Consider the following 18125-nt stretch of genomic DNA (forward strand, 5'->3'; position numbering starts at 1 on the left):
CACCTTGCCAAGGTGGAGGTAGCGAGTTCGAGCCTCGTTGCCCGCTCCAGCTCAGGAATTCCCCTTACCGCTCCGCTTTCCGCCTCGGGCGGAAAGCTGCGCTGGACGGGGAATTCCTTCGCTTCCCCATCGCAAACGCTCCGCTGGTTTGCGGCGGGGGCCCCGGTTTTACGCCGCATCGCTTCGCTGGCGGCGGGGATGCGGGGAGGGGCAAAAAAATTTTTTGGATTTTTTTCAAAAAAGGGTGGACTTTTTTTGAAAGATCGCATATAATACCGTGTAGATGGTGACATAGCCAAGTGGTAAGGCAAGGGTCTGCAAAACCCTGATTCCCCGGTTCAAATCCGGGTGTCACCTCCAGAAAGAAACCCTGTAGCCGCAATGGCTACAGGGTTTTGCTTTGCCCTTTGGAGGGGTGTTTTCCCTTTAAGTTTCCCTTTGGGGCCCGGATTTTGCCGGTTTTGGCCCCCTCACACGCCGGAAACACCTTGGATAAATTTCTCCATGCGGGAGGCGCTTTCCCGCTTCATTTTGTTCGTCACATGGCCGTAGACATCCAGGGTAAAGGCGGCGGTGGCATGGCCCGGGTTCCCCTGTACGGTCTTGATGTCGTCCCCGGAACTGATCGCGGCTACGGCGTAGGAATGTCTCAGATCATGGAACCGGGCATCTGGACGGCCAACACGTTTGACCATGGCCTTATATTCACGGTAGACTGAGGATTTGTCAGGTGGCCGCCAATCTCGTCCGTAAATACCAAGCCGTCAGGATTTCCCCAGACCTCCCCAGCCTTCAAGCGCCATTCCGTTTGTTTCACCTTCTGCCGCTTCAGGCACTTCATGACAAACGGAGCGGCGGCAATCGTGCGGCTCTTGCCGTTCTTCGGAGAGGTCAGCGTATAGGCGCCTTTGAGTTCCTTTTCCTGGTGGAGCTGAATCTGCTTTTTGATGAGGAGGATTCCCTTCTCAAAGTCCACACAGTCCCGGGTGAGGCGCAGCATCTCGTTCGCCACCGCCTGATTTAAGGCATGATGTAAAACGCCATGGATGTTCTTCACAGTTTTAGGCGAGTGGGGATGTTTCCCCTTTGTCCCGTGCGTCAATTCGTTGTAAAACTTCTGGATCGTGTGCGTTTTCAAGCTCTCCAACCGGATCACTCCCAGGGCCGGTTTCATGTGGAGCCGGATATCGTTCTCGTAAATCTTGACCGTTCGGGGCTTGATATTATTTAAATATAGCAATCCTCAAAAATAATGACAACAAAGGAGATGGATCCAGGCGGTACAGCACAAGGATGACAACGCAGGCGGGCTGACGCCCGTCAAGGAGGAAGACGCGGTGATGTGCTGCCTGGATCTGCCGAACTGCTGTCAGTATTTCTGAGGATTGCTACAATTTAGAATTATTGGAATTGCAGGCAAAAAAACGGTACTGCCCGGGATTCCTCCCAAGCAGTACCATCTTTTACTTTTTAGGCCCATCCTAGAAGCGGTAAATAAGCGGTACAGCTACCCCTTAAACCTCTGACGGCGCCTCACTCGAATCCCCGAAAGTCCTTATGGCTCTAGCGGTTTCCGCCCGCTTCTCTTCCAGGGATTCCTTCAAAATCATGTCCTTCACCTTTATGGGGCCACGCTATTAGGCAGTGCTAACATATCACAAATAGTCCCATTTGTCAACGATTCCGCTTCCCTGTTCTCCCGGTTAGTCCCATCACTTCACAGCCAGTCCCAGCCTGGAAGCGGTAAGAATCCGGCAACCCAAACAGCCTCTTTTCCCTCTGGCCTCCAGGCTTTTCCCATACTCAAAGCCCTGTATTTCAGCTCCCGAAGCGGCAAAAACCCGGTAACCCTCATGCAACCTTTTGATAGTCAATGACGGAAATTTCCTGCATGAGCCGCTTGGCCGCAGATACCAGCTCTTCCAAACGTTCGGTAACTTCATCTGTGTAAAACTTTTCCCCACATTGCTCACATTCCTCGCAAGGAACGTTTTTGATTACAATAATACAATTTCTGTAATTTACCACATGCGTTGTAACAGATTCTTTCACTGTGTCGCATTTACAAAACATACACATAAATCAACGCTCCTTTCTGGTTCTCAAATCGGCTTCGAATTTATCTGTACTGGGATAGTAGGCGGTAATGACATAGGCGGTGGTTTCGTCCGCCCCTATTACAATATGGAGAACCTTGTCCTGTGTAGTATATGCAAAAATCAAGCAAATCGGGTATGGGAAATCGTTGGGGTAGTCCTCTATGATCTCTCCCCGAAGCACGCAGGAGATTACATCATCCCTTAAAATATCACGCTCCTGCATCCGTTCCAAACAGTGGGTAGACCATTTGACAGAACGATTTTGAAACAGCGTTTGAATTTTATGAATGTCCATCTCTACCCCTCCAGCTTATGAATATCATATCGCATACCGGCTAAAAATTCAAGTGAAATATCTTGAAGCGGCAAAACCCCAGCAGCCCTCCCCCAAGGCTGCCAGGGCTTCTTTCTCATGCCAATAGTCTGTCAATACCTTCCAGCTTGTCAATCTCCTTCTCTTTCGTATCCTCCAAAAGGTGGACGTAAATATTATAAGTGGTCTTGACATTTGCGTGTCCTAACTGCTCGCTGATCGCTTTAATATCCACCCCAGCCTCAAAACATCTTGTAGCATAGGTGTGGCGTAGCGTGTGCATGGTCGCTCCCTCAATCCCAGCCTTGGCGAAGATTCTATAAAGCGAATGCTGTAAATTTCGATTATGTACCATGTTCCCCCGTGTGTTCGGGAACACCAAACGGCTTTCGCTCCATTCCTCCCCGGATTGCTCTACCCGCTTCATCATTTCCGCTTTATGCTCTCTCAACACGCCAACCAAACCAGATGTAATAATCACCCTCCGCTTGCTGGACTTCGTTTTACAGAAGTCTTGAACCACCTGCGGCGCTGAATGACTGGTGTAGTCGTGGCAGACAATCGCCTTCTTATTCACTCGGATCGTCCGCTTCTCCAAGTCAATGTCCTCCCACGTCAGAGGGATTCCCTCCCCCATTCGCAACCCTGAATACAGATACATGAGCAACATGGGCCGATAGTATTCACCTTCCAACTGCTCAATAAACCTTTGCTGTTCCTCCTTGGACAGCACCCGCATTTGCTCCGTATCATCCTTTGGAAAGCTCATACCCTTACAAGGATTACGCACCATCATCCCCAGTTCAACCGCCTTTTCCAAACTTCCATGAATAATGTTATAATTTTTCACGAAAGTCGAACAGCTTCCCCCGATTGCGTCCAAACATCTTTGAATATGATAGGTGCTCAACTCCCGCAATACAATATCCCCAATGTATGGCCTGATATGGATTCTGAAATTGTTGCGATAACTCGTCAAAGTAGCAGGAGCCAGCTTTGGAGACTTGTGCTTTTCAATCCATGTATTCATCCATTCCCCCGCCTTGATTGCCGCCTTGCTCTGACTAACCCCCATTCCCTTCTCCGCTTGAAGCTGGCGCAGAATCTCCGCCGCCTCTGCCTGTGTATCGGCGTAGCGGTAAACATATTCCCGCTTGCCATTTTCTTTATACAGACCCGTTGGAAAAGTCACCAGCCATCTGCCGTCTGTGCGTTTTCGGATACTGCCCTCACCGTTTGCTCTCTTGCTCATACTCAAAACCTCCTCTATTTTGGTAATCTGGTAATCTTCTTTAAAGGGCGGGGCATTGAAACTCAATGCCCCGCCCCTTGTGGATGGCGATTGTAACGCCTCTATCGCTGAAATGCAAGGATTTTTTTATCGTCACAGTAGCTTTCTAAAAATCCAATGGCCCCCGGCGCCTCTTTCTCCAAATCATAATTGCACCATATCCATTCTACGCCCTTTGACTTGCCTTCACTTACATCACAGCCTTTTACATACTCGCCCAATAAGTGGCGATGCCAACCATGTGGAATCAAGTACCAGTCGTATAAATCACCTCCATCGTCACGGCCTGACCAATACCCGGACAAGACAATTTTAGCTTTTGCCTGTTGAATTGCTTTTAAGAGGGTGATGTGATCCCGAACATCAGGCATGTCCACTTGGTACAGCCTGCCATCACAGCGAAGCCCTTCTAAATATGGCGTGTCAAGGTAGATGAACACTTCCGGGCTTTCCAGAAGCTGGTTCTCTTTCATACATGTTACAGCGTCCGTGTTAAAGACCTTGAAAGGTTGTCCGCTCATGCTTTTGAATGTAAGCGGCAATCCAAGCGGCCCCGTCATCTTTTTAGTATACGCTGTCCCATCATTGTAAACCCATGCCCGACCATCCGCATTAAAGGATTGATTGATTATGATGTATGTATCAGCCGCCCACTGTATGGGGTCGCTCTGCTTTGCTCCATATGCTTCATGCCGTTCCTTCGCCGCTTGAAACAAGCTCCAACTGTAACAGGTCTGCTGTAACCGCTCCAACAGTAACCCTTGTGTCTCTGGTGCTGTCGCAACCTTCCAAAAGTTTGCGATATGGGGTTGAAGTCATTCAAGATCTTCACATCAAACTTCCCGCTGTTGAGAGCCAGCGCCGCACTTCCGCAGTACATTTCAGCGTATACCTTGCAAGTGCTGGGGATAAGGCGGGAGAGAACTCCCGCCATGCGGCCCTTTCCTCCAATGTATTTCAATACATGCAAGGTCGCTTCCATGCTCATGCCGCCTCTCTCCCCTCTTGCATCTTGAATGAAAAATACCAATCATTTGCACTTCCTGTATTGATTTTGTATGAGTACACATGGCCTGTCCCCTGATTGGTACGGAGCAATCCCCATGCCTTGAAATTTTTTTGCAGTTCCAGCCGGGTATATCCCAGTTCCAGCTTATCAAGTACTGTCTGCAAGTAACTGGCAAGAATATTCCCGTAACCGCCCCTGACAAACACCCGCCCTGGCTCCTCATACTGCTCCACATACTCGCATAGTGTCCGGTATGTCTCACATAGAGAACACTTGCCGTCACTGTCCGTCTGAACTGCCAATGTTTCCATTTTCTCCCTGACCGCCGAGTAAATACTTATAATCAGTTCAGGCTTCACCCCATCCAAGTCCGCTAAATTATTTAATGCCTTTGCGTTTGACAGCTTGCTTTGGGAGTATTCTTTGATAGGGCTTACTTCCCCATTCGGGTACACAAAGGCCAGCTTCAAACGCCGCTCCATTGTCCCAGCATCCTTTCCCCTCGCCCCTACAATCGTAGGCCCCTTTTTAATCGTATAAATCTCTTGCATAAGTGAGTTATCACACAAAAACCTTGCAATTTTCTTCTCCACAAATAAGCCCTCCTACCATTTTATATGTACTATCAAGCCGCACTTTCCCCGTCAAGCCACGCAAGAAACCTTGTTTTGCTGATCCTGTATTGCTTTCCAACACGAAAAGCGGGGAAGTCCTTGCTGTGTACCAGTTCATACGCCGTATTTCTGGAAATACCCAAAACAGCCGCTATATCTAAAGGTGTGAGTACCATGGATAAACTCTCTGGATTTGTCACACGCTCAAATTTCTTTTTCATAGAGTTACCTCCATCTTCAATATTGATAAGCTGACCTTATGTTAATTTTTGTAAAAGTATATACTACCCCCTTCTATGTAGTGCGGGAAAGACAATACGATTGTATTGGCAGTACTGTAAAGAGGCGCACTACTCCTATAAATTTGCCTGTTTCCTGATTTTAGGCATAGTATGAACTTATCAAGGTACACGTCTTTCCTTTGGGTTGGCCCCCTGTCCTCTTTACATTTTTCATTATATCAGGTGATACTTTTATATTAAATATTTCATTGTTCTGTGTAATTCGTGCTTCTATTTATTTGAATCATTTCTATTTATGTAATGCTATATTCTATTTTGTGTAATGCTTATCTCCCCCAAAAAGATATGCCTCGTTTTGCAAAAAGAAACACATGCGGGACGGTTCCCGCATGTGTCCAAGGATTTTTTTATTTTTCTTTCTTCTCCCCGGCTTTCGCCTCTTTGTATGTAATGATTCCAGTAACAAGCCTGTTTTTCTCCTGCAACTGCTTTTGCAATCCCCGCAACTGTGCTACCTCACACTTATCAAGTATTGAGAATGACAATCCTCGGACAGCTTTCACGATATCCCGAAACTGTTCCGCTGTGACTTTAAGCGGCGCTGGCTTACGCTCTTTCAAAAAATAACATAAACGGTAAAAGTCCCAGTTCTCCACGTTTGACCGCTTCACACTTCGCAACAGCGCGCATATTTCATCCTGGGGTGACTTTGTTCCTTTTGCTCCGCTTCTCACCTTACGCCACTGAAACAGCCTTCTCCAATCTTCGTCTGTAATCTCTCCCTTTTCTATGCTCTTCTTTCCCGCTGTATCTTGCTTCTCTAATTCGTAAGGACAGCTGAAATGAACTTCACCCAGAAAAATTTCTTTCCTTATGCCTGTTATCTGTGACAAACTATCCAGCTCCCCTTTTCCATATCGGACAACACCTGTGTTAATAATACGGGTGTACCGCTCCCGACTTGTATGAAAAGCCTTATATATTGTATCTTCTGGATTCCTTTCACAAAGTACTTGCCACATATACCGCATGATGAAATAATTGACTTGCCTGTTAAACTTCTTTTCCTCGTCTGATAATATCGGTTGCCCTGTCTGTTTTTCCTGTTCTGACAACTCTGCCACCCCCGACAACTATATATCATATAGTATAGCTGATTTGGGACAGCTTGGCAACCTGTTCAAATTTGCGGAATTTTTGGTAATGTGGTAATTTCAAAAAAGACACCCGGCCTAACCCTTTAGACCGGGTATTGCTTTCACTCCTCCCCCAACTCCTTTAAACTCTCCCGAAGCATTGACACCAACGCCTTCCCCACTTCCACCAACTCATGGAGCAGATACAGAAACACCACCATACTGCAACAAGTGAAGCCTGCCAGAAATTCAAAGGAGACGGTCATTTAGACCGCCCCCTCTCTGGCCCCCGTGGAACCCTCTGTGGCCTCGCTTACCTCCACCCCCTCATGGATTACCACCCGGCCCTTCTCGTCCAGTCTGGCACCCCCTACACTAATCAGGGACAACAGGGCCTTCAGCCTGTCAGCGTCTACAACCTCCAGCTTGAACCGATTGCTGACCAGCTCATAACGGTCGCCAGCCTTGCCGCCCTTGATAACTCGGGTGACTGCGAAATACTTCGATACGCCGCTGTCCTCGTCCTCCTTGATCGGCATGAAGGTCGCCAGCCCCGTCTTTGCCAGTAAACCAGTGGTGAAAGTCTCGTCCATCACAACCTCGCCGCCCTCGGTCACAGTCACGCCGTTGATCCGCTCACCCGCCGCAATCTTGGCCTTGATCTGCTTGTCAGAGTACCATGTAAAGTCCCGGCTCTGATTCAGATAAACACACCAGCCCTCACGCCGCTTGCCCAGCTTTTCCTCAAAGATAACAGTAGCCTTACACATAATAAGTCATTCTCCTTCAATTTTGATTTTCTGAAAGTTCTTTTCCCTTTCAACAAAACCATCTTAACGCTGGGTTCATTGACGTGCAAGACGTGATTTTGTATGGGTCTGAATCCCCAAAATTGGGGAGTTTGTAGAAATCAAACAGGTTGTATCTTCTAACCGCTCTATTCTGGTAAACATTTCAGCTTTTTCATGCTTCCCACATTTGTCATAATTTCAATTTGCAACATTTGAAACACCATCGCAACTAGCCTAAATCATGTCGAAACCTGTTCTGATTCAACTTTCCTTCTCCTGCCTTCCTCTCCTGGAAAATCACCCATTTCCACCTTCTCAACCCTTCTAAATCTTTGAAAAAGCCACTCTGAAACTTAAATCTAAATCTCCTTGAAATTTTGAGCACTTTCCAAAAATTGTCCTATGAAGTAGAATCCGACAAACTTACATTTGTCAAACTCCACGCATTTTCTGATTCCTTTACGCTTTTCAAAAAAGCATAAAAGGAGCGTCAAGCAACAAATTACTTGACGCTCTCTCTTCATTATTTTGATTTCCTACCCTTCTTTGCTCGGTTCAACCCGTATATGTTGCTCAGCATTTTTGTAATGTATTCCAGTTGCCCTTTACTAAGCAAAATATGATATGGCAGTATAATTCCCATAAGATTTTGAGTATATGAAGTTCCCAGCCCCCAATTGCCTCGAAAATAATACTCATTCCGCCAAGGCCCTCTGTTATTGTATCTGCGAATCAAGGTAACTTTGACGTTGTTTATTACCATTTCTGCCATGACAATTCCACCTTTCAAATAAATGTAATTTTATTTGAGAGATGTGCTCTATAAACAGATTTTCAAAAATGTATAAAATAACAGGGTGCCCCAGTTTGGAACACCCTGTTATTATCAACGGAGCAATAGCCTCCTATGTTAATTAATTGTGCTAGTCGCCATTTAACTCCCCGACTAAACCATGCACCCAGTCCGCATAATTGGGATCATTTATATCCATTCGTTTAGATGGATCTGTACCCTGATACCCTTGTTCTATTAACATTTGTTGTCGCCTGGCTGCCCAGGCATCCATATCTACTTCTGCGTCTGTACTGCCAGAGGGTTGACCAGAAGGTTGCTGTTGGGTTTGTTGCTGGGTTGGCTGCTGTTGCTGGGTTTGACCTGATGGCTTACCTTGAGTGCTACCTCCACTTGGTTGCTGTGCCACTGGCTTCGTTGTGGATAAATATTTATTGCTTATATATGCCGTGGTTCCATCACTTAGTTCTACCCGGCTCCAACCTTCCGCTTCGGTGCCTGCTATGCTAGTACCTGTGCGTGTTACCGACTGACCTACCGATAAACTTCCCAGCTTGTCACTGTCTGCCGCATAACTCGCCCTGATATTAACAGTGCCTGTTGCATAGACTGTCTCGTTGACCTCGGTAAATAGCTCAACTTCGACACTCCCAGAGCCTTCAAATATACCAGCCCCGTCCGCTTCTTCTGGCTCTATGTCCTCCAAGTCCGCTAAAGGCATGGCAGTGTCGTTTTCATTTTTTACCTCCATGGATTCAAATTGAGGTGTAGTACTAGCAGGTTCGCTCTGTTGAACTTTCCCCTGGTCCGGCTCCTGTAGCTCCTGCTGGGCCTGCTGTCCCCCGCAACCCGCCATCCCTAGCATAAGCGCAAGGGAAAGAGCAACTGCTAAAGATCTTGTTTTCATGTTCCTTTCCTCCAAACTGTATTCTTAACAGGTTCTGCATAAACCGCCCGGACTGGCAGTCAGGGACAGTCTATGCTTTCCCTGCCAAGAACAACAAAAGCAGTGCAACGGATTTGTGTAAACCCATCACACTGCCTGATTTTTCATCAAAGCAAACACAGCTATTTTGCCTGCCCTATTGCTAAATCTGTTTCAGACAGGTATAATGAAGCTGGTGCAGATGTAAGTCTGCTGTGCTGGGTAGCGTAGATACCCGTACAGCCTGGGGGAGGGGGCCTATTCCCTCCCCCAGGTGCCTGCAATCGTTATTCTTGTATTTTTTATTCTACCGCAGGGCCTACTTTTCGTCAAGCCCTCTATTCCAATTAAAGTTCCCTGGGAGTTAAAATATCCATAGCTAAGTTGCCATATATCTTTCCTAAATGTTGGCCTATTGTTTCCCCCACTCATATCATAAGACCACCTTTTGGTAATTTATTGTGTGCTTTACGCCGAATTGCAGGCCTTCGCTTACCTTTGCTATTCAGGAACACAGGTCATTCCAGTATCTAAAGCTATTTCTTAAATTCCTATGTTCCCTTTGCTTATCCATGCACCAGCAACCTACAAAATTTTTCACTTTTAGAAAACCATGTCGTTTTGACCCCAATGCTTCCCTAAAAATTTCACCGTGTATATCATCAAAAAAGCCCCATGTATCTGACATTTTTTTGATTGTCGAGAGCAAATCTGCCCTTCTCGCTTTTTCATCACAAAGGATTCAGAAAGACAAAAAAAGCTGGTAGCTGTACTGCTACCAGCTTTTTTCCATTATGTTTCCTTACAAATCAACAAACGAGTCATCCTCATATTCACGCACTTTTCGATACCATGTCGAGCGTGAAATTCCCAACTGTTTCGCTCCTGCGCTGGCTGACAGCTTCCCCTCCTTCACGTTGAGATAAACACCCTCAAAAGTATCAACCGCTTTCTTGGGTCTGCCAGTCATGCGGCCCTCTGCCTTGGCTATGGCGATTCCCTCGGCTTGACGTTCCAATATGTTATCCCGTTCGAGTTCAGCCAAAGCGCCAAAGACCGCCAGCATAAATTTTCCTGCCGCTGTACTGGTATCAATGTTTTCTTTCCTGCTGACAAACTGCACCTTCTTTTCCTCTAATGCCGCAGTTAAATCCAGCAAGTCACGAGTATTCCTCGCAAAGCGTGAAATACTCTCTACGGTCAGACTGTCACCCTCCCGCACAAAATCCATCATCTTGCGCAGTTCAGGCCTTTCCTGATTCTTTCCGCTGACCTTATCCGTGAACACTCGTTCAACCCCTAATTTCTCCATTAGTAAATCCTGTCTTGCCGTGTTCTGCTCCTTGGTGGATATCCTCACATATCCGACTTTCATTGTATTCGCTCCTCTCAACTAGATTTTCAAATGAAACTGAACACCGAAACTGTCCCGAAAATGGTGCGCTCTGAAAGGTATACCTTGCAGAGCGTCCCGAACTTCCTCCCCTTTCTCCCTCTGGAAGTGTCTCGAAAGCTCCGTTTCTGTTTTCGGCGCACTCTTTCGGTGCGTCTCATTTGATACTTAAACTTCATTTTAGAGCAAAAACAAAAGAATACCCTCCGAATTTTTGGTAATGTGGTAACTGCTGGCACAAAAAAATACTGCCCGGGGTCCATCCCGGGCAGTATCTTTTCTTTTCTAATGCTTTATCTGACAGACAAAATCAAATTCCCGCCATCGTCAGCATCAACCACCAAATCACCGCAGTATGTACGGTGTTGGTCGTGAGCGGCGGGTGTCACCGCCTCCAACATTTGAGGTCTGTTATCGAATTTACTGCCCTCATGATGGGCATACAACCCCTCTCTCATGTTTGGACATAATTCCCGGTGCAGGTAAACTGTCTTTCCTGCCCGGCAGGTTTTGATATAGTTATTGGTTCCGCACCAATACTCCTTTTTGATTCTGTGATAATCTGCTTCGCTTACCACAGTAAAAAAGGTGTCCTTTCCCTCGGTGTATTGCATGAATACCATACCTGGAAAATTCCTGCTTGTATATGCTGGATTCTTTCCAGCATCAGAAATCTTCGTCATGTACTTCATGAGTACAACTAGTGCAATTACCAGCCTTGAAAATCTAAATTCCTTCATTGTCAACGCCTCCGATATTTTTAATATAGACCTCAATCCAAGCAAAACTCTTGAATTTAAATCTACTTTCCTTTTCTAACACAGCATATTTGCAGGCATTAACACTGACACCCTCCAAGCAGTCAATTTTTGTCCTTGCTGACATAAAAAATGGTACTGCCCGGGATTTTTCCCAAGCAGTACCATCTTTCCCTTTTTAGGCCCATCCTAGAAGCGGTAAATAAGCGGTACAGCTACCCCTTAAACCTCTGACGGCGCCTCACTCGAATCCCCGAAAGTCCTTATGGCTCTAGCGGTTTCCGCCCGCTTCTCTTCCAGGGATTCCTTCAAAATCATGTCCTTCACCTTCATAAGCCGGATCGTGGTCGCGCGGTCATTCTCGTCCAGCTTCATGTTGATATACCGGATCGCCTCCTGGGTGTTGGGAATCATGACGTACTCCAGGGCGTTGACCCGCCGCCGGGTCTTCTCAATCTCCTCCGCCATCAGCTGGGCGGACTTCTCAATTTCCGCCAGCTTCAAGAGCTTGCGGAACACCTTCCCCAGTGCGTCCACCGCCGTGTCCAGCTCGCCGGACGTGGCCGCGAAGCCATAGGGATAGATGTCCGAGTCCGACCGGGTCTGGGTCTGAAAATCGTACACCGGCACATTGACGGACATGATGTTCTGGGTGGTCTGGGTCAGCACCACGCTCTGCTTCGGGTAGAGCAGGGCCTGCTCCAGCGCCTCGGAGCTCATCAAAGCGGAGGCCACCGTGAAGGCCCCGTGGACCGTCATCAGCTCCTTCTCCACCTCGGCCCGGAGGGCCCGGACTTCCCGGACCGTCTCCAGAAACTGCTTCATCAGCTCATCCCGCTTGTCTTTCAGCAGCTTGTGGCCCCGCTGGGCGGTGCGCAGCTTGCCCTTCAGGCGGGTGAGCTCCATTCGGGTGGGGCTTACCGTGATATTCGCCATGGCTCACCCCTCCTTACTGCTCGTCTTTCTTCGGCCAGTATCTCTCAATCAGCTCGGGCTTGATTCGCTTCAGCTCCGCCTTGGGCAGGATGCTGAGAAGCTCCCAGCCCAGGTCCAGAGTCTCGAAAATGGAGCGGTTCTCCTCATAGCCCTGGTTCACGTAGCGCCGCTCAAACTCATCGGCAAACTTCGCGTACAGCAGGTCCGTGGGCGTCAGGGCCGCCTCGCCCAGGATGCTCATCAGCTCCTTGTTGTCCTTGCCGGTGGAATAGGCGGCAAAGAGCTGGTTCATGGTGTCGGCGTGGTCCTCCCGGGTCTTGCCCTTGCCCACGCCCTTGTCCTTCAGACGGCTCAGGCTGGGCAGCACGTCCACGGGGGGATGAATCCCCTGGCGGTAGAGGGCGCGGCTCAGGATAATCTGCCCCTCGGTGATATAGCCCGTCAGGTCGGGGATGGGGTGGGTCTTGTCGTCCTCGGGCATGGTCAGGATGGGAATCAGGGTGATGGAGCCCTTCTTGCCCAGCTGCCGGCCGGCCCGCTCGTACAGCGTCGCCAAGTCGGTGTACAGGTAGCCGGGGAAGCCGCGGCGGCCCGGGACCTCCTTCTTGGCGGCGGAGACCTCCCGGAGGGCCTCGGCGTAGTTGGTGATGTCGGTCATGATGACCAGAACGTGCATATCCTTCTCAAAGGCCAGATACTCCGCGGCGGTCAGAGCCATGCGGGGCGTGGAAATACGCTCGACGGCGGGGTCGTTGGCCAGGTTGGAGAAGAGCACGGTACGGTCAATGGCGCCGGTGCGCTTGAACTCCTTGACGAAGAACTCCGACTCCTCGAAGGTAATACCGATGGCGGCGAAGACCACGGCGAAGTTGGCCCCCTCGTCTCCCAGCACCTTGGCCTGCCGGGCGATCTGAGCCGCCAGGTTGGCGTGGGGCAGGCCGGAGCCGGAGAAGATGGGCAGCTTCTGCCCGCGGACCAGGGTATTCAGGCCATCAATGGTGGAGACGCCGGTCTGGATGAACTCGTTGGGGTAGTCCCGGGCGGCGGGGTTCATGGGCAGGCCATTGATATCCCGGAACTCGTCGGCCAGGATGTCGGGGCCGCCGTCGATCGGCTGGCCCATGCCGTTGAAGACCCGGCCCAGCATGTCGCCGGACACGCCCAGCTGAAGGGGGTGGCCCAGGAAACGGACCTTGGCATCCGCCATGTTGATGCCGGCGGCAGCCTCAAAGAGCTGGACCACGGCGGTGTCACCGTTGACCTCCAGCACCTTGCCCCGGCGGATGGAACCGTCATGAAGCTCCACTTCCACCAGTTCGTCGTAGGTGACGTTTTCGACCATCCGGACCATCATCAGCGGGCTGACGATCTCCTCTACGGTTTTGTATTCACGAATCATCAGTTGTCACCTCCCTGGGCGGCGATCTCGGCGATCTGGGTTTCCATCTCGGCGCCGATTCCCTCGTAGACCTTCCCGTATTCCTCAGCGGGGACGCTCTTGGCCCGGCCGATCTTCTCGCGGACAGGGATGTCGAAGAGCTTCATCACATCCGCGCCCTTGGCGATGGCGTCCCGGCACAGGTCCTCATAGCGGAGGATCAGCGCCAGAAGCTTGCCCTGCCGGTCATAGCTGGAGTAGCCGTCGATATCGGTGAAGGCGTTTTGCTGGAGGAAGTCCTCCCGGACCATCCGGGCGACCTCCAGCGTCAGCTGGTCGGCGGGGGACAGGGCATCCTTGCCGACGAGCTGGACAATCTCGTTCAGGCTGGCCTCCTGCTGGAGGATGTTCATGGCCCTGCCCCGGTCCTTCATGAAGTCCTCGCCAAAGTTCTCGTCGAACCAGGGCTTGAGGGTGTCCAGATACAGGGAGTAGGAGTTTAGCCAGTTGATGGCGGGGAAGTGCCGCTTGTAGGCGAGAGACGCGTCCAGGGCCCAGAAGACCTTGACAATCCGCATGGTGGCCTGGGACACGGGCTCGGACAGGTCGCCGCCCGGAGGCGACACCGCGCCCACGGCGGTCAGGGAGCCCCGGCGCTCGTCGGAGCCGATGCACTCCACGCTGCCGGCCCGCTCGTAGAACTGGGCCAGACGGGAGCTGAGGTAGGCCGGGTAGCCCTCTTCGCCGGGCATCTCCTCCAGGCGGCCGGACATCTCGCGGAGAGCCTCGGCCCAGCGGGAGGTGGAGTCGGCGATGACGGCCACGTCATAGCCCATGTCCCGGAAGTACTCGGCAATGGTGATGCCGGTGTACACAGACGCCTCTCGGGCGGCAACGGGCATATCGGAGGTGTTGGCGATCAGCACGGTCCGCTTCATCAGGGACTCGCCGGTGCGGGGGTCCTTCAGCTCGGGGAACTCCCGCAGAACGTCGGTCATCTCGTTGCCCCGCTCGCCGCAGCCGATGTAGACCACAATGTCCACGTCGGACCACTTGGCCAGCTGGTGCTGGACCACGGTCTTGCCGGAGCCGAAGGGGCCGGGAACGGCGGCGGTGCCGCCCTTGGCGATGGGGAACATGGTGTCGATGATCCGCTGGCCGGAGCACAGGGGACGCTCGGGAGAGTATTTCTTCTCATAGGGCCGGCCGACACGGACAGGCCACTTCTGGACCATGGTCAAAGGCACGTCCTTTCCGTCCTCGGTAGTGAGGACGGCCACGGTCTCCGTCACGTTGTAGCTGCCGCTCTTGACGCTCTTGATGGCGCCCTTCAGACCGGGGGGCACCATGATCTTGTGGAGCACCACCGGCGTCTCGGGGACCGTGCCGATGACGTCGCCGCCCACGACCTTATCCCCGGCCTTGACGGTGGCGGTGAAGTCCCACTTCTTCTCGTGGTCCAGGGCGGAGACCTCCACGCCGCGGGTGATGTTGGCGCCCACCTTTTCCACAATCTTCTCCAGGGGACGCTGGATGCCGTCATAGATACCCTCGATCATACCGGGGCCCAGCTCCACGCTCATGGGGGCGCCGGTGGTTTCCACGTCGGCCCCGGGGCCCAGACCGGAGGTTTCCTCATAGACCTGGATGGAGGCGGCGTCGCCCTTCATGGTCAGGATTTCGCCGATCAGGCGTTGGGGGCCGACGCGGACCACGTCGGACATATTGGCGTCCGAAAGGCCCGTGGCGACCACCAGCGGCCCGGAAACTTTAACAACTTTGCCGCTCAATACATAACCCTTCTTTCTCGTCGCCGCAAAGACCGCCGGGCTCCGGTTCCGGCCCTGCCGGAAACCGCGCCCGCGCCCTTGCTCCTCCCCTCCTCACCGGGGCCGCCGGGCTCCGGCGGGGGCCTTGTCCGGCCCCCTGTTAAGGATGGGATGCGCAACGTAACAATTTTACAAAATATCGGCGCCCACGGCGCGCTCAATGGCTCGCTGAATGTTCTCCTTGCCGATGCCAAGGGAACCCTGCCGGCCGGGAATCAGGATGATGGCGGGCCGGATCTCATCCTTGTAGCGGGAGATCACGTCCTCCATGTCCTTTGCCAGCTGCTCGGTGAGATAGATCACGGCGCAGTTTCCCTTCGCCAGCTCCCGGACCTTCTCTTTGGCCTCCGCCGCGTCCGTGACGGGGTAGGTATCCAGTCCCAGAGCCCGGAAGCCCATAACGGACTCCCAATCGCCGATGGCGGCGATCTGATAGGTCATAGCCATATTGTCACCTCACCGCCTTACACATATCCGGCCCGCAGCCGGGAGCGAATCACGTCGGCGGGCAGGCCCGCGCCACGGCCCATCAGGAGAATGCGGATGTTGGTATACTCCGTCTCCCGGGCCGCCAGATACCCCAGCAGCGGGGCCTCGCCGAAGGGCACGAACTGCGCCCCCGCAAGATACGCCCCCACCGCGTCGTCGCAGAGCTTCTCGAAGTCCGTCAGCGGGCCGCCCCGCAGGGCCTCCGCCCCGGCCTCCGCCGCCGCCTGGAGGGGCGTGGGACCGTAGAGCTCCTGAAGCGCGCCGGAGGCCCCGGCGCTCAGGACGGCGTCCGTCCCCACGTCGCCGCCCTCCAGCAGGACGGATTTCAAAAAGTCGCCGCTCTTGCCCATCCGCACTGTGCGGACCAGACTGCGGAGGTTCGCCGCGTCGATCTGGATTTTGACATAGCCCTCCAAGAAGGCGCTGCCCGTCTCCTCCGCCGCAGTGCGCATCTCCTGATAGCACCAGCGGTCCAGCACGATGTCGGAAAGCTGGGGGTCCCGGGTGGAATCCAGAACCTCCTTGGCCTCCGCCGCAGCGGCGGCCAGACCCTCCGGCAGCTCCTCCAGCCGTCCCGTCAGAACGGCCTCCTTCAAAACCGCCGCCGGAACCCGGCCCATATCCATCAGCATGGAGTCCGGGCTGACGTTCATGGCTGCGGCCTTCAGCGCGGCCTTGATGTTGTGATAGTCATATTTCAGCTTGAAAATGTCGATATACCTGGGGTCCGGCGCGCCGTCCAGCAGGTCGGAGAGGGTGGCCTCCCGGGCCGCCGACAGCGCGGCGTCCATGGCCTCGGGATTGCGGGCATCCAGCTCCGGGTACCCGCACTCCTGAAGGATTTTCACCGCCTCCTCGCCGCTGCGGGCCTCCAGCACCTGCTCCATCCGTTCCCTTGTCAAAAGTCCGGTCTCCATGGCCTTGATGCGGGCGGAAATCGCCAGGTAATCGGTGTCTTTGATTTTTTTAGCCAAGACACTTCCTCCTTGTCATGAGAACAGTTTCCTCACTACTTCTCCCGCGGTTTCCGCCTTCTGAAGGCGCACCAAGGTGTCAAACGCGCAGTTGACCTCCACATTCTCAGAGCGGAGGATGAAGCCGCCGGGAATGGCGCGGGTCTCGCCGGAGAGGGTCAGCTTCTTTCCGCCGTCCTTGTTGGCCTTGTCCACGGCGGCCTTGCCCACCTTCCGGCGGTCCTTGTCGGAGAAGATGACCTCCTCCTTCCCGGTGGAGGACGCCTGGACCAGCAGCGCCGCCAGGACCTCCGTGTACTTCTCTCCCGGCAGGGAGCAGAGCTTTTTCAAAGCCAGGTCATAGGCCCGCTCCACCATCTCCTGCTTGGCGGCCAGAGCGGCCTTCCGGGCCTCCATCTGGGCGGTGCCGGCCAGACGCTCCTCCCGCTCGGCGGCGGCCTTTTTATTCTTCGCGTCCAGGTCCGCCGCCTCGGCGTCCGCCTGGGCCTTGTACCGGGCGGCGATCTTCTCCGCCTCGGCCCGGGCCTCGCCTAACACCCGGTCGATCTCAGCCTGGGCGTCGGCGCTGATGCGCTGGGTGATTTTTTCAATTCCATTCATGGTTCAATCCCCTTTCTGCGGGGCGATCAAGAAATGTTGATGATCATCAGCATGGAAGCCAGCAGAGACAGGATGGCGTAGAACTCCACGGTGATGCAGAGCACCATGCCCTTGGACCAGTCGTCGGGCTTCTTGGCCAGAATGTTGATGGAGCCGGCGGCCACGCGGCCCTGGGCGATGGCGGAGAACAGGCCGCCCAGCGCCATAGGCAGGCAGGCGGCGAAGTACTGCATGCCCTGAGCCACGGTCATCTGGGGCAGTTCGCCGCCCAGAAGGCCCATGGAGAAGATGGCAAAGAACCAAACCACCAGGCCGTACAGGCCCTGGGTGCCGGGGATGACCTGGAGAATCATGACCTTACCGAACTTGCTGGGGTCCTGGCAGAGAAGCCCGGTGCCCGCCTCGCCGGCGATGCCGGTGCCCTTCGCGGAGCCGATGCCGGGCAGAACCGCCGCCAGGCCCGCGCCCAGCAGCGCGAAGGCCAGACCGCCAATGCTTCCAAGGAACGTCAAGGAGCCCTGCGCTTCCACCAATTGAGTCAGATCCATTGTTCTT

The 18125-nt window shown here is 52.8% G+C and carries 22 protein-coding genes, 1 tRNA gene and 1 pseudogene; 2 read left to right on the forward strand and 22 right to left on the reverse strand.

Features of this window, described 5'->3' with window-relative positions; all coding sequences use genetic code 11:
* On the forward strand, window positions 1–273 hold a 273-nt coding region (locus tag QZ329_RS04025), incomplete at its 5' end, for a hypothetical protein (protein WP_295748557.1).
* A gap of 12 nt (window positions 274–285) precedes the next feature.
* Window positions 286–360 (forward strand) — tRNA-Cys (locus tag QZ329_RS04030).
* Between the two features lie 110 nt (window positions 361–470).
* On the opposite strand, the gene QZ329_RS04035 is transcribed toward QZ329_RS04030, so the two are convergent.
* The 22 genes and pseudogenes from QZ329_RS04035 to QZ329_RS04135 all read right to left on the reverse strand — a co-directional run bounded on the left by QZ329_RS04035 (window position 471) and on the right by QZ329_RS04135 (window position 18118).
* Window positions 471–695 (reverse strand): tyrosine-type recombinase/integrase, encoded by a 225-nt coding sequence (locus QZ329_RS04035; RefSeq protein WP_295748560.1) that lies wholly within the window; start codon window positions 693–695, stop codon window positions 471–473.
* Window positions 650–1147, reverse strand: a complete 498-nt coding sequence (locus QZ329_RS04040) for a hypothetical protein (RefSeq protein WP_295748687.1) — start codon at window positions 1145–1147, stop codon at window positions 650–652. The genes QZ329_RS04035 and QZ329_RS04040 overlap by 46 nt, the downstream gene beginning before the upstream one ends.
* Window positions 1148–1851: 704 nt before the next feature.
* Entirely contained in the window at window positions 1852–2079 is a 228-nt protein-coding gene (locus QZ329_RS04045; protein WP_295748562.1) for a type II toxin-antitoxin system MqsA family antitoxin, read from the reverse strand.
* A 3-nt stretch (window positions 2080–2082) separates the two neighbouring features.
* Window positions 2083–2394 (reverse strand): DUF4258 domain-containing protein, encoded by a 312-nt coding sequence (locus QZ329_RS04050; RefSeq protein WP_295748564.1) that lies wholly within the window; start codon window positions 2392–2394, stop codon window positions 2083–2085.
* A 115-nt stretch (window positions 2395–2509) separates the two neighbouring features.
* Complete coding sequence (locus tag QZ329_RS04055) at window positions 2510–3664, reverse strand: site-specific integrase (protein WP_295748566.1); 1155 nt, start codon at window positions 3662–3664, stop codon at window positions 2510–2512.
* Between the two features lie 101 nt (window positions 3665–3765).
* On the reverse strand, window positions 3766–4455 hold the full coding sequence (locus QZ329_RS04060; RefSeq protein ID WP_295748567.1) for a hypothetical protein: 690 nt from the start codon (window positions 4453–4455) through the stop codon (window positions 3766–3768).
* Window positions 4456–4508: 53 nt separating this feature from the next.
* Window positions 4509–4691, reverse strand: a pseudogene (locus QZ329_RS15570) (DNA adenine methylase); the annotation flags it as partial.
* Window positions 4688–5305, reverse strand: coding sequence for a hypothetical protein (locus QZ329_RS04065; RefSeq protein WP_295748569.1), 618 nt, complete (start codon window positions 5303–5305; stop codon window positions 4688–4690). The pseudogene QZ329_RS15570 and the gene QZ329_RS04065, both read right to left, overlap by 4 nt.
* Window positions 5306–5337: 32 nt before the next feature.
* Window positions 5338–5547: a helix-turn-helix domain-containing protein gene (locus QZ329_RS04070; RefSeq protein ID WP_289227061.1), complete on the reverse strand. Its 210-nt coding sequence runs from the start codon at window positions 5545–5547 to the stop codon at window positions 5338–5340.
* 428 nt (window positions 5548–5975) lie between these two features.
* The gene (locus tag QZ329_RS04075; protein WP_295748574.1) at window positions 5976–6683 is read right to left on the reverse strand and encodes a hypothetical protein; all 708 of its coding nucleotides are present in this window, start codon (window positions 6681–6683) and stop codon (window positions 5976–5978) included.
* A 143-nt stretch (window positions 6684–6826) separates the two neighbouring features.
* Complete coding sequence (locus tag QZ329_RS04080; protein WP_295748576.1) at window positions 6827–6970, reverse strand: hypothetical protein; 144 nt, start codon at window positions 6968–6970, stop codon at window positions 6827–6829.
* Window positions 6971–7474: a hypothetical protein gene (locus QZ329_RS04085; protein ID WP_295748578.1), complete on the reverse strand. Its 504-nt coding sequence runs from the start codon at window positions 7472–7474 to the stop codon at window positions 6971–6973. It abuts the gene before it with no gap.
* Between the two features lie 944 nt (window positions 7475–8418).
* Window positions 8419–9195 (reverse strand): SH3 domain-containing protein, encoded by a 777-nt coding sequence (locus QZ329_RS04090; RefSeq protein WP_295748579.1) that lies wholly within the window; start codon window positions 9193–9195, stop codon window positions 8419–8421.
* 820 nt (window positions 9196–10015) lie between these two features.
* A complete protein-coding gene (locus tag QZ329_RS04095; RefSeq protein WP_295748581.1) occupies window positions 10016–10588 on the reverse strand; it encodes a recombinase family protein in 573 nt (190 codons plus the stop codon).
* A gap of 311 nt (window positions 10589–10899) precedes the next feature.
* Complete coding sequence (locus QZ329_RS04100) at window positions 10900–11346, reverse strand: hypothetical protein (RefSeq protein ID WP_290463380.1); 447 nt, start codon at window positions 11344–11346, stop codon at window positions 10900–10902.
* A 240-nt stretch (window positions 11347–11586) separates the two neighbouring features.
* A complete protein-coding gene (locus QZ329_RS04105) occupies window positions 11587–12300 on the reverse strand; it encodes a V-type ATP synthase subunit D (protein ID WP_295748583.1) in 714 nt (237 codons plus the stop codon).
* 13 nt (window positions 12301–12313) lie between these two features.
* Window positions 12314–13699, reverse strand: coding sequence for a V-type ATP synthase subunit B (locus QZ329_RS04110; RefSeq protein WP_295748584.1), 1386 nt, complete (start codon window positions 13697–13699; stop codon window positions 12314–12316).
* Complete coding sequence (locus tag QZ329_RS04115) at window positions 13699–15468, reverse strand: V-type ATP synthase subunit A (RefSeq protein ID WP_295748586.1); 1770 nt, start codon at window positions 15466–15468, stop codon at window positions 13699–13701. The genes QZ329_RS04110 and QZ329_RS04115 overlap by 1 nt, the downstream gene beginning before the upstream one ends.
* 168 nt (window positions 15469–15636) lie before the next feature.
* Window positions 15637–15954, reverse strand: a complete 318-nt coding sequence (locus QZ329_RS04120) for a V-type ATP synthase subunit F (RefSeq protein ID WP_295748590.1) — start codon at window positions 15952–15954, stop codon at window positions 15637–15639.
* 17 nt (window positions 15955–15971) lie between these two features.
* The gene (locus tag QZ329_RS04125; protein WP_295748591.1) at window positions 15972–16970 is read right to left on the reverse strand and encodes a V-type ATPase subunit; all 999 of its coding nucleotides are present in this window, start codon (window positions 16968–16970) and stop codon (window positions 15972–15974) included.
* A gap of 15 nt (window positions 16971–16985) precedes the next feature.
* A complete protein-coding gene (locus QZ329_RS04130; protein WP_295748592.1) occupies window positions 16986–17570 on the reverse strand; it encodes a V-type ATP synthase subunit E family protein in 585 nt (194 codons plus the stop codon).
* 26 nt (window positions 17571–17596) lie between these two features.
* The gene (locus tag QZ329_RS04135) at window positions 17597–18118 is read right to left on the reverse strand and encodes a V-type ATP synthase subunit K (protein ID WP_295748593.1); all 522 of its coding nucleotides are present in this window, start codon (window positions 18116–18118) and stop codon (window positions 17597–17599) included.
* Window positions 18119–18125: the final 7 nt, after the last annotated feature.

It is taken from the genome of uncultured Oscillibacter sp. (assembly GCF_910579365.1).
Taxonomy (GTDB): domain Bacteria; phylum Bacillota; class Clostridia; order Oscillospirales; family Oscillospiraceae; genus Oscillibacter.

Excerpts from the sequence above, each read along its gene's own strand:
- QZ329_RS04085 (WP_295748578.1), bottom strand. The coding sequence starts at position 7,474 with ATGTGTAAGGCTACTGTTATCTTTGAGGAAAAGCTGGGCAAGCGGCGT.
- QZ329_RS04035 (WP_295748560.1), bottom strand. The coding sequence starts at position 695 with ATGGTCAAACGTGTTGGCCGTCCAGATGCCCGGTTCCATGATCTGAGA.
- QZ329_RS04070 (WP_289227061.1), bottom strand. The coding sequence starts at position 5,547 with ATGAAAAAGAAATTTGAGCGTGTGACAAATCCAGAGAGTTTATCCATG.
- QZ329_RS04080 (WP_295748576.1), bottom strand. The coding sequence starts at position 6,970 with ATGACCGTCTCCTTTGAATTTCTGGCAGGCTTCACTTGTTGCAGTATG.
- QZ329_RS04095 (WP_295748581.1), bottom strand. The coding sequence starts at position 10,588 with ATGAAAGTCGGATATGTGAGGATATCCACCAAGGAGCAGAACACGGCA.
- QZ329_RS04135 (WP_295748593.1), bottom strand. The coding sequence starts at position 18,118 with ATGGATCTGACTCAATTGGTGGAAGCGCAGGGCTCCTTGACGTTCCTT.
- QZ329_RS04055 (WP_295748566.1), bottom strand. The coding sequence starts at position 3,664 with ATGAGCAAGAGAGCAAACGGTGAGGGCAGTATCCGAAAACGCACAGAC.
- QZ329_RS04110 (WP_295748584.1), bottom strand. The coding sequence starts at position 13,699 with ATGATTCGTGAATACAAAACCGTAGAGGAGATCGTCAGCCCGCTGATG.
- QZ329_RS04105 (WP_295748583.1), bottom strand. The coding sequence starts at position 12,300 with ATGGCGAATATCACGGTAAGCCCCACCCGAATGGAGCTCACCCGCCTG.
- QZ329_RS04050 (WP_295748564.1), bottom strand. The coding sequence starts at position 2,394 with ATGGACATTCATAAAATTCAAACGCTGTTTCAAAATCGTTCTGTCAAA.
- QZ329_RS04130 (WP_295748592.1), bottom strand. The coding sequence starts at position 17,570 with ATGAATGGAATTGAAAAAATCACCCAGCGCATCAGCGCCGACGCCCAG.
- QZ329_RS04100 (WP_290463380.1), bottom strand. The coding sequence starts at position 11,346 with ATGAAGGAATTTAGATTTTCAAGGCTGGTAATTGCACTAGTTGTACTC.
- QZ329_RS04120 (WP_295748590.1), bottom strand. The coding sequence starts at position 15,954 with ATGGCTATGACCTATCAGATCGCCGCCATCGGCGATTGGGAGTCCGTT.
- QZ329_RS04045 (WP_295748562.1), bottom strand. The coding sequence starts at position 2,079 with ATGTGTATGTTTTGTAAATGCGACACAGTGAAAGAATCTGTTACAACG.
- QZ329_RS04090 (WP_295748579.1), bottom strand. The coding sequence starts at position 9,195 with ATGAAAACAAGATCTTTAGCAGTTGCTCTTTCCCTTGCGCTTATGCTA.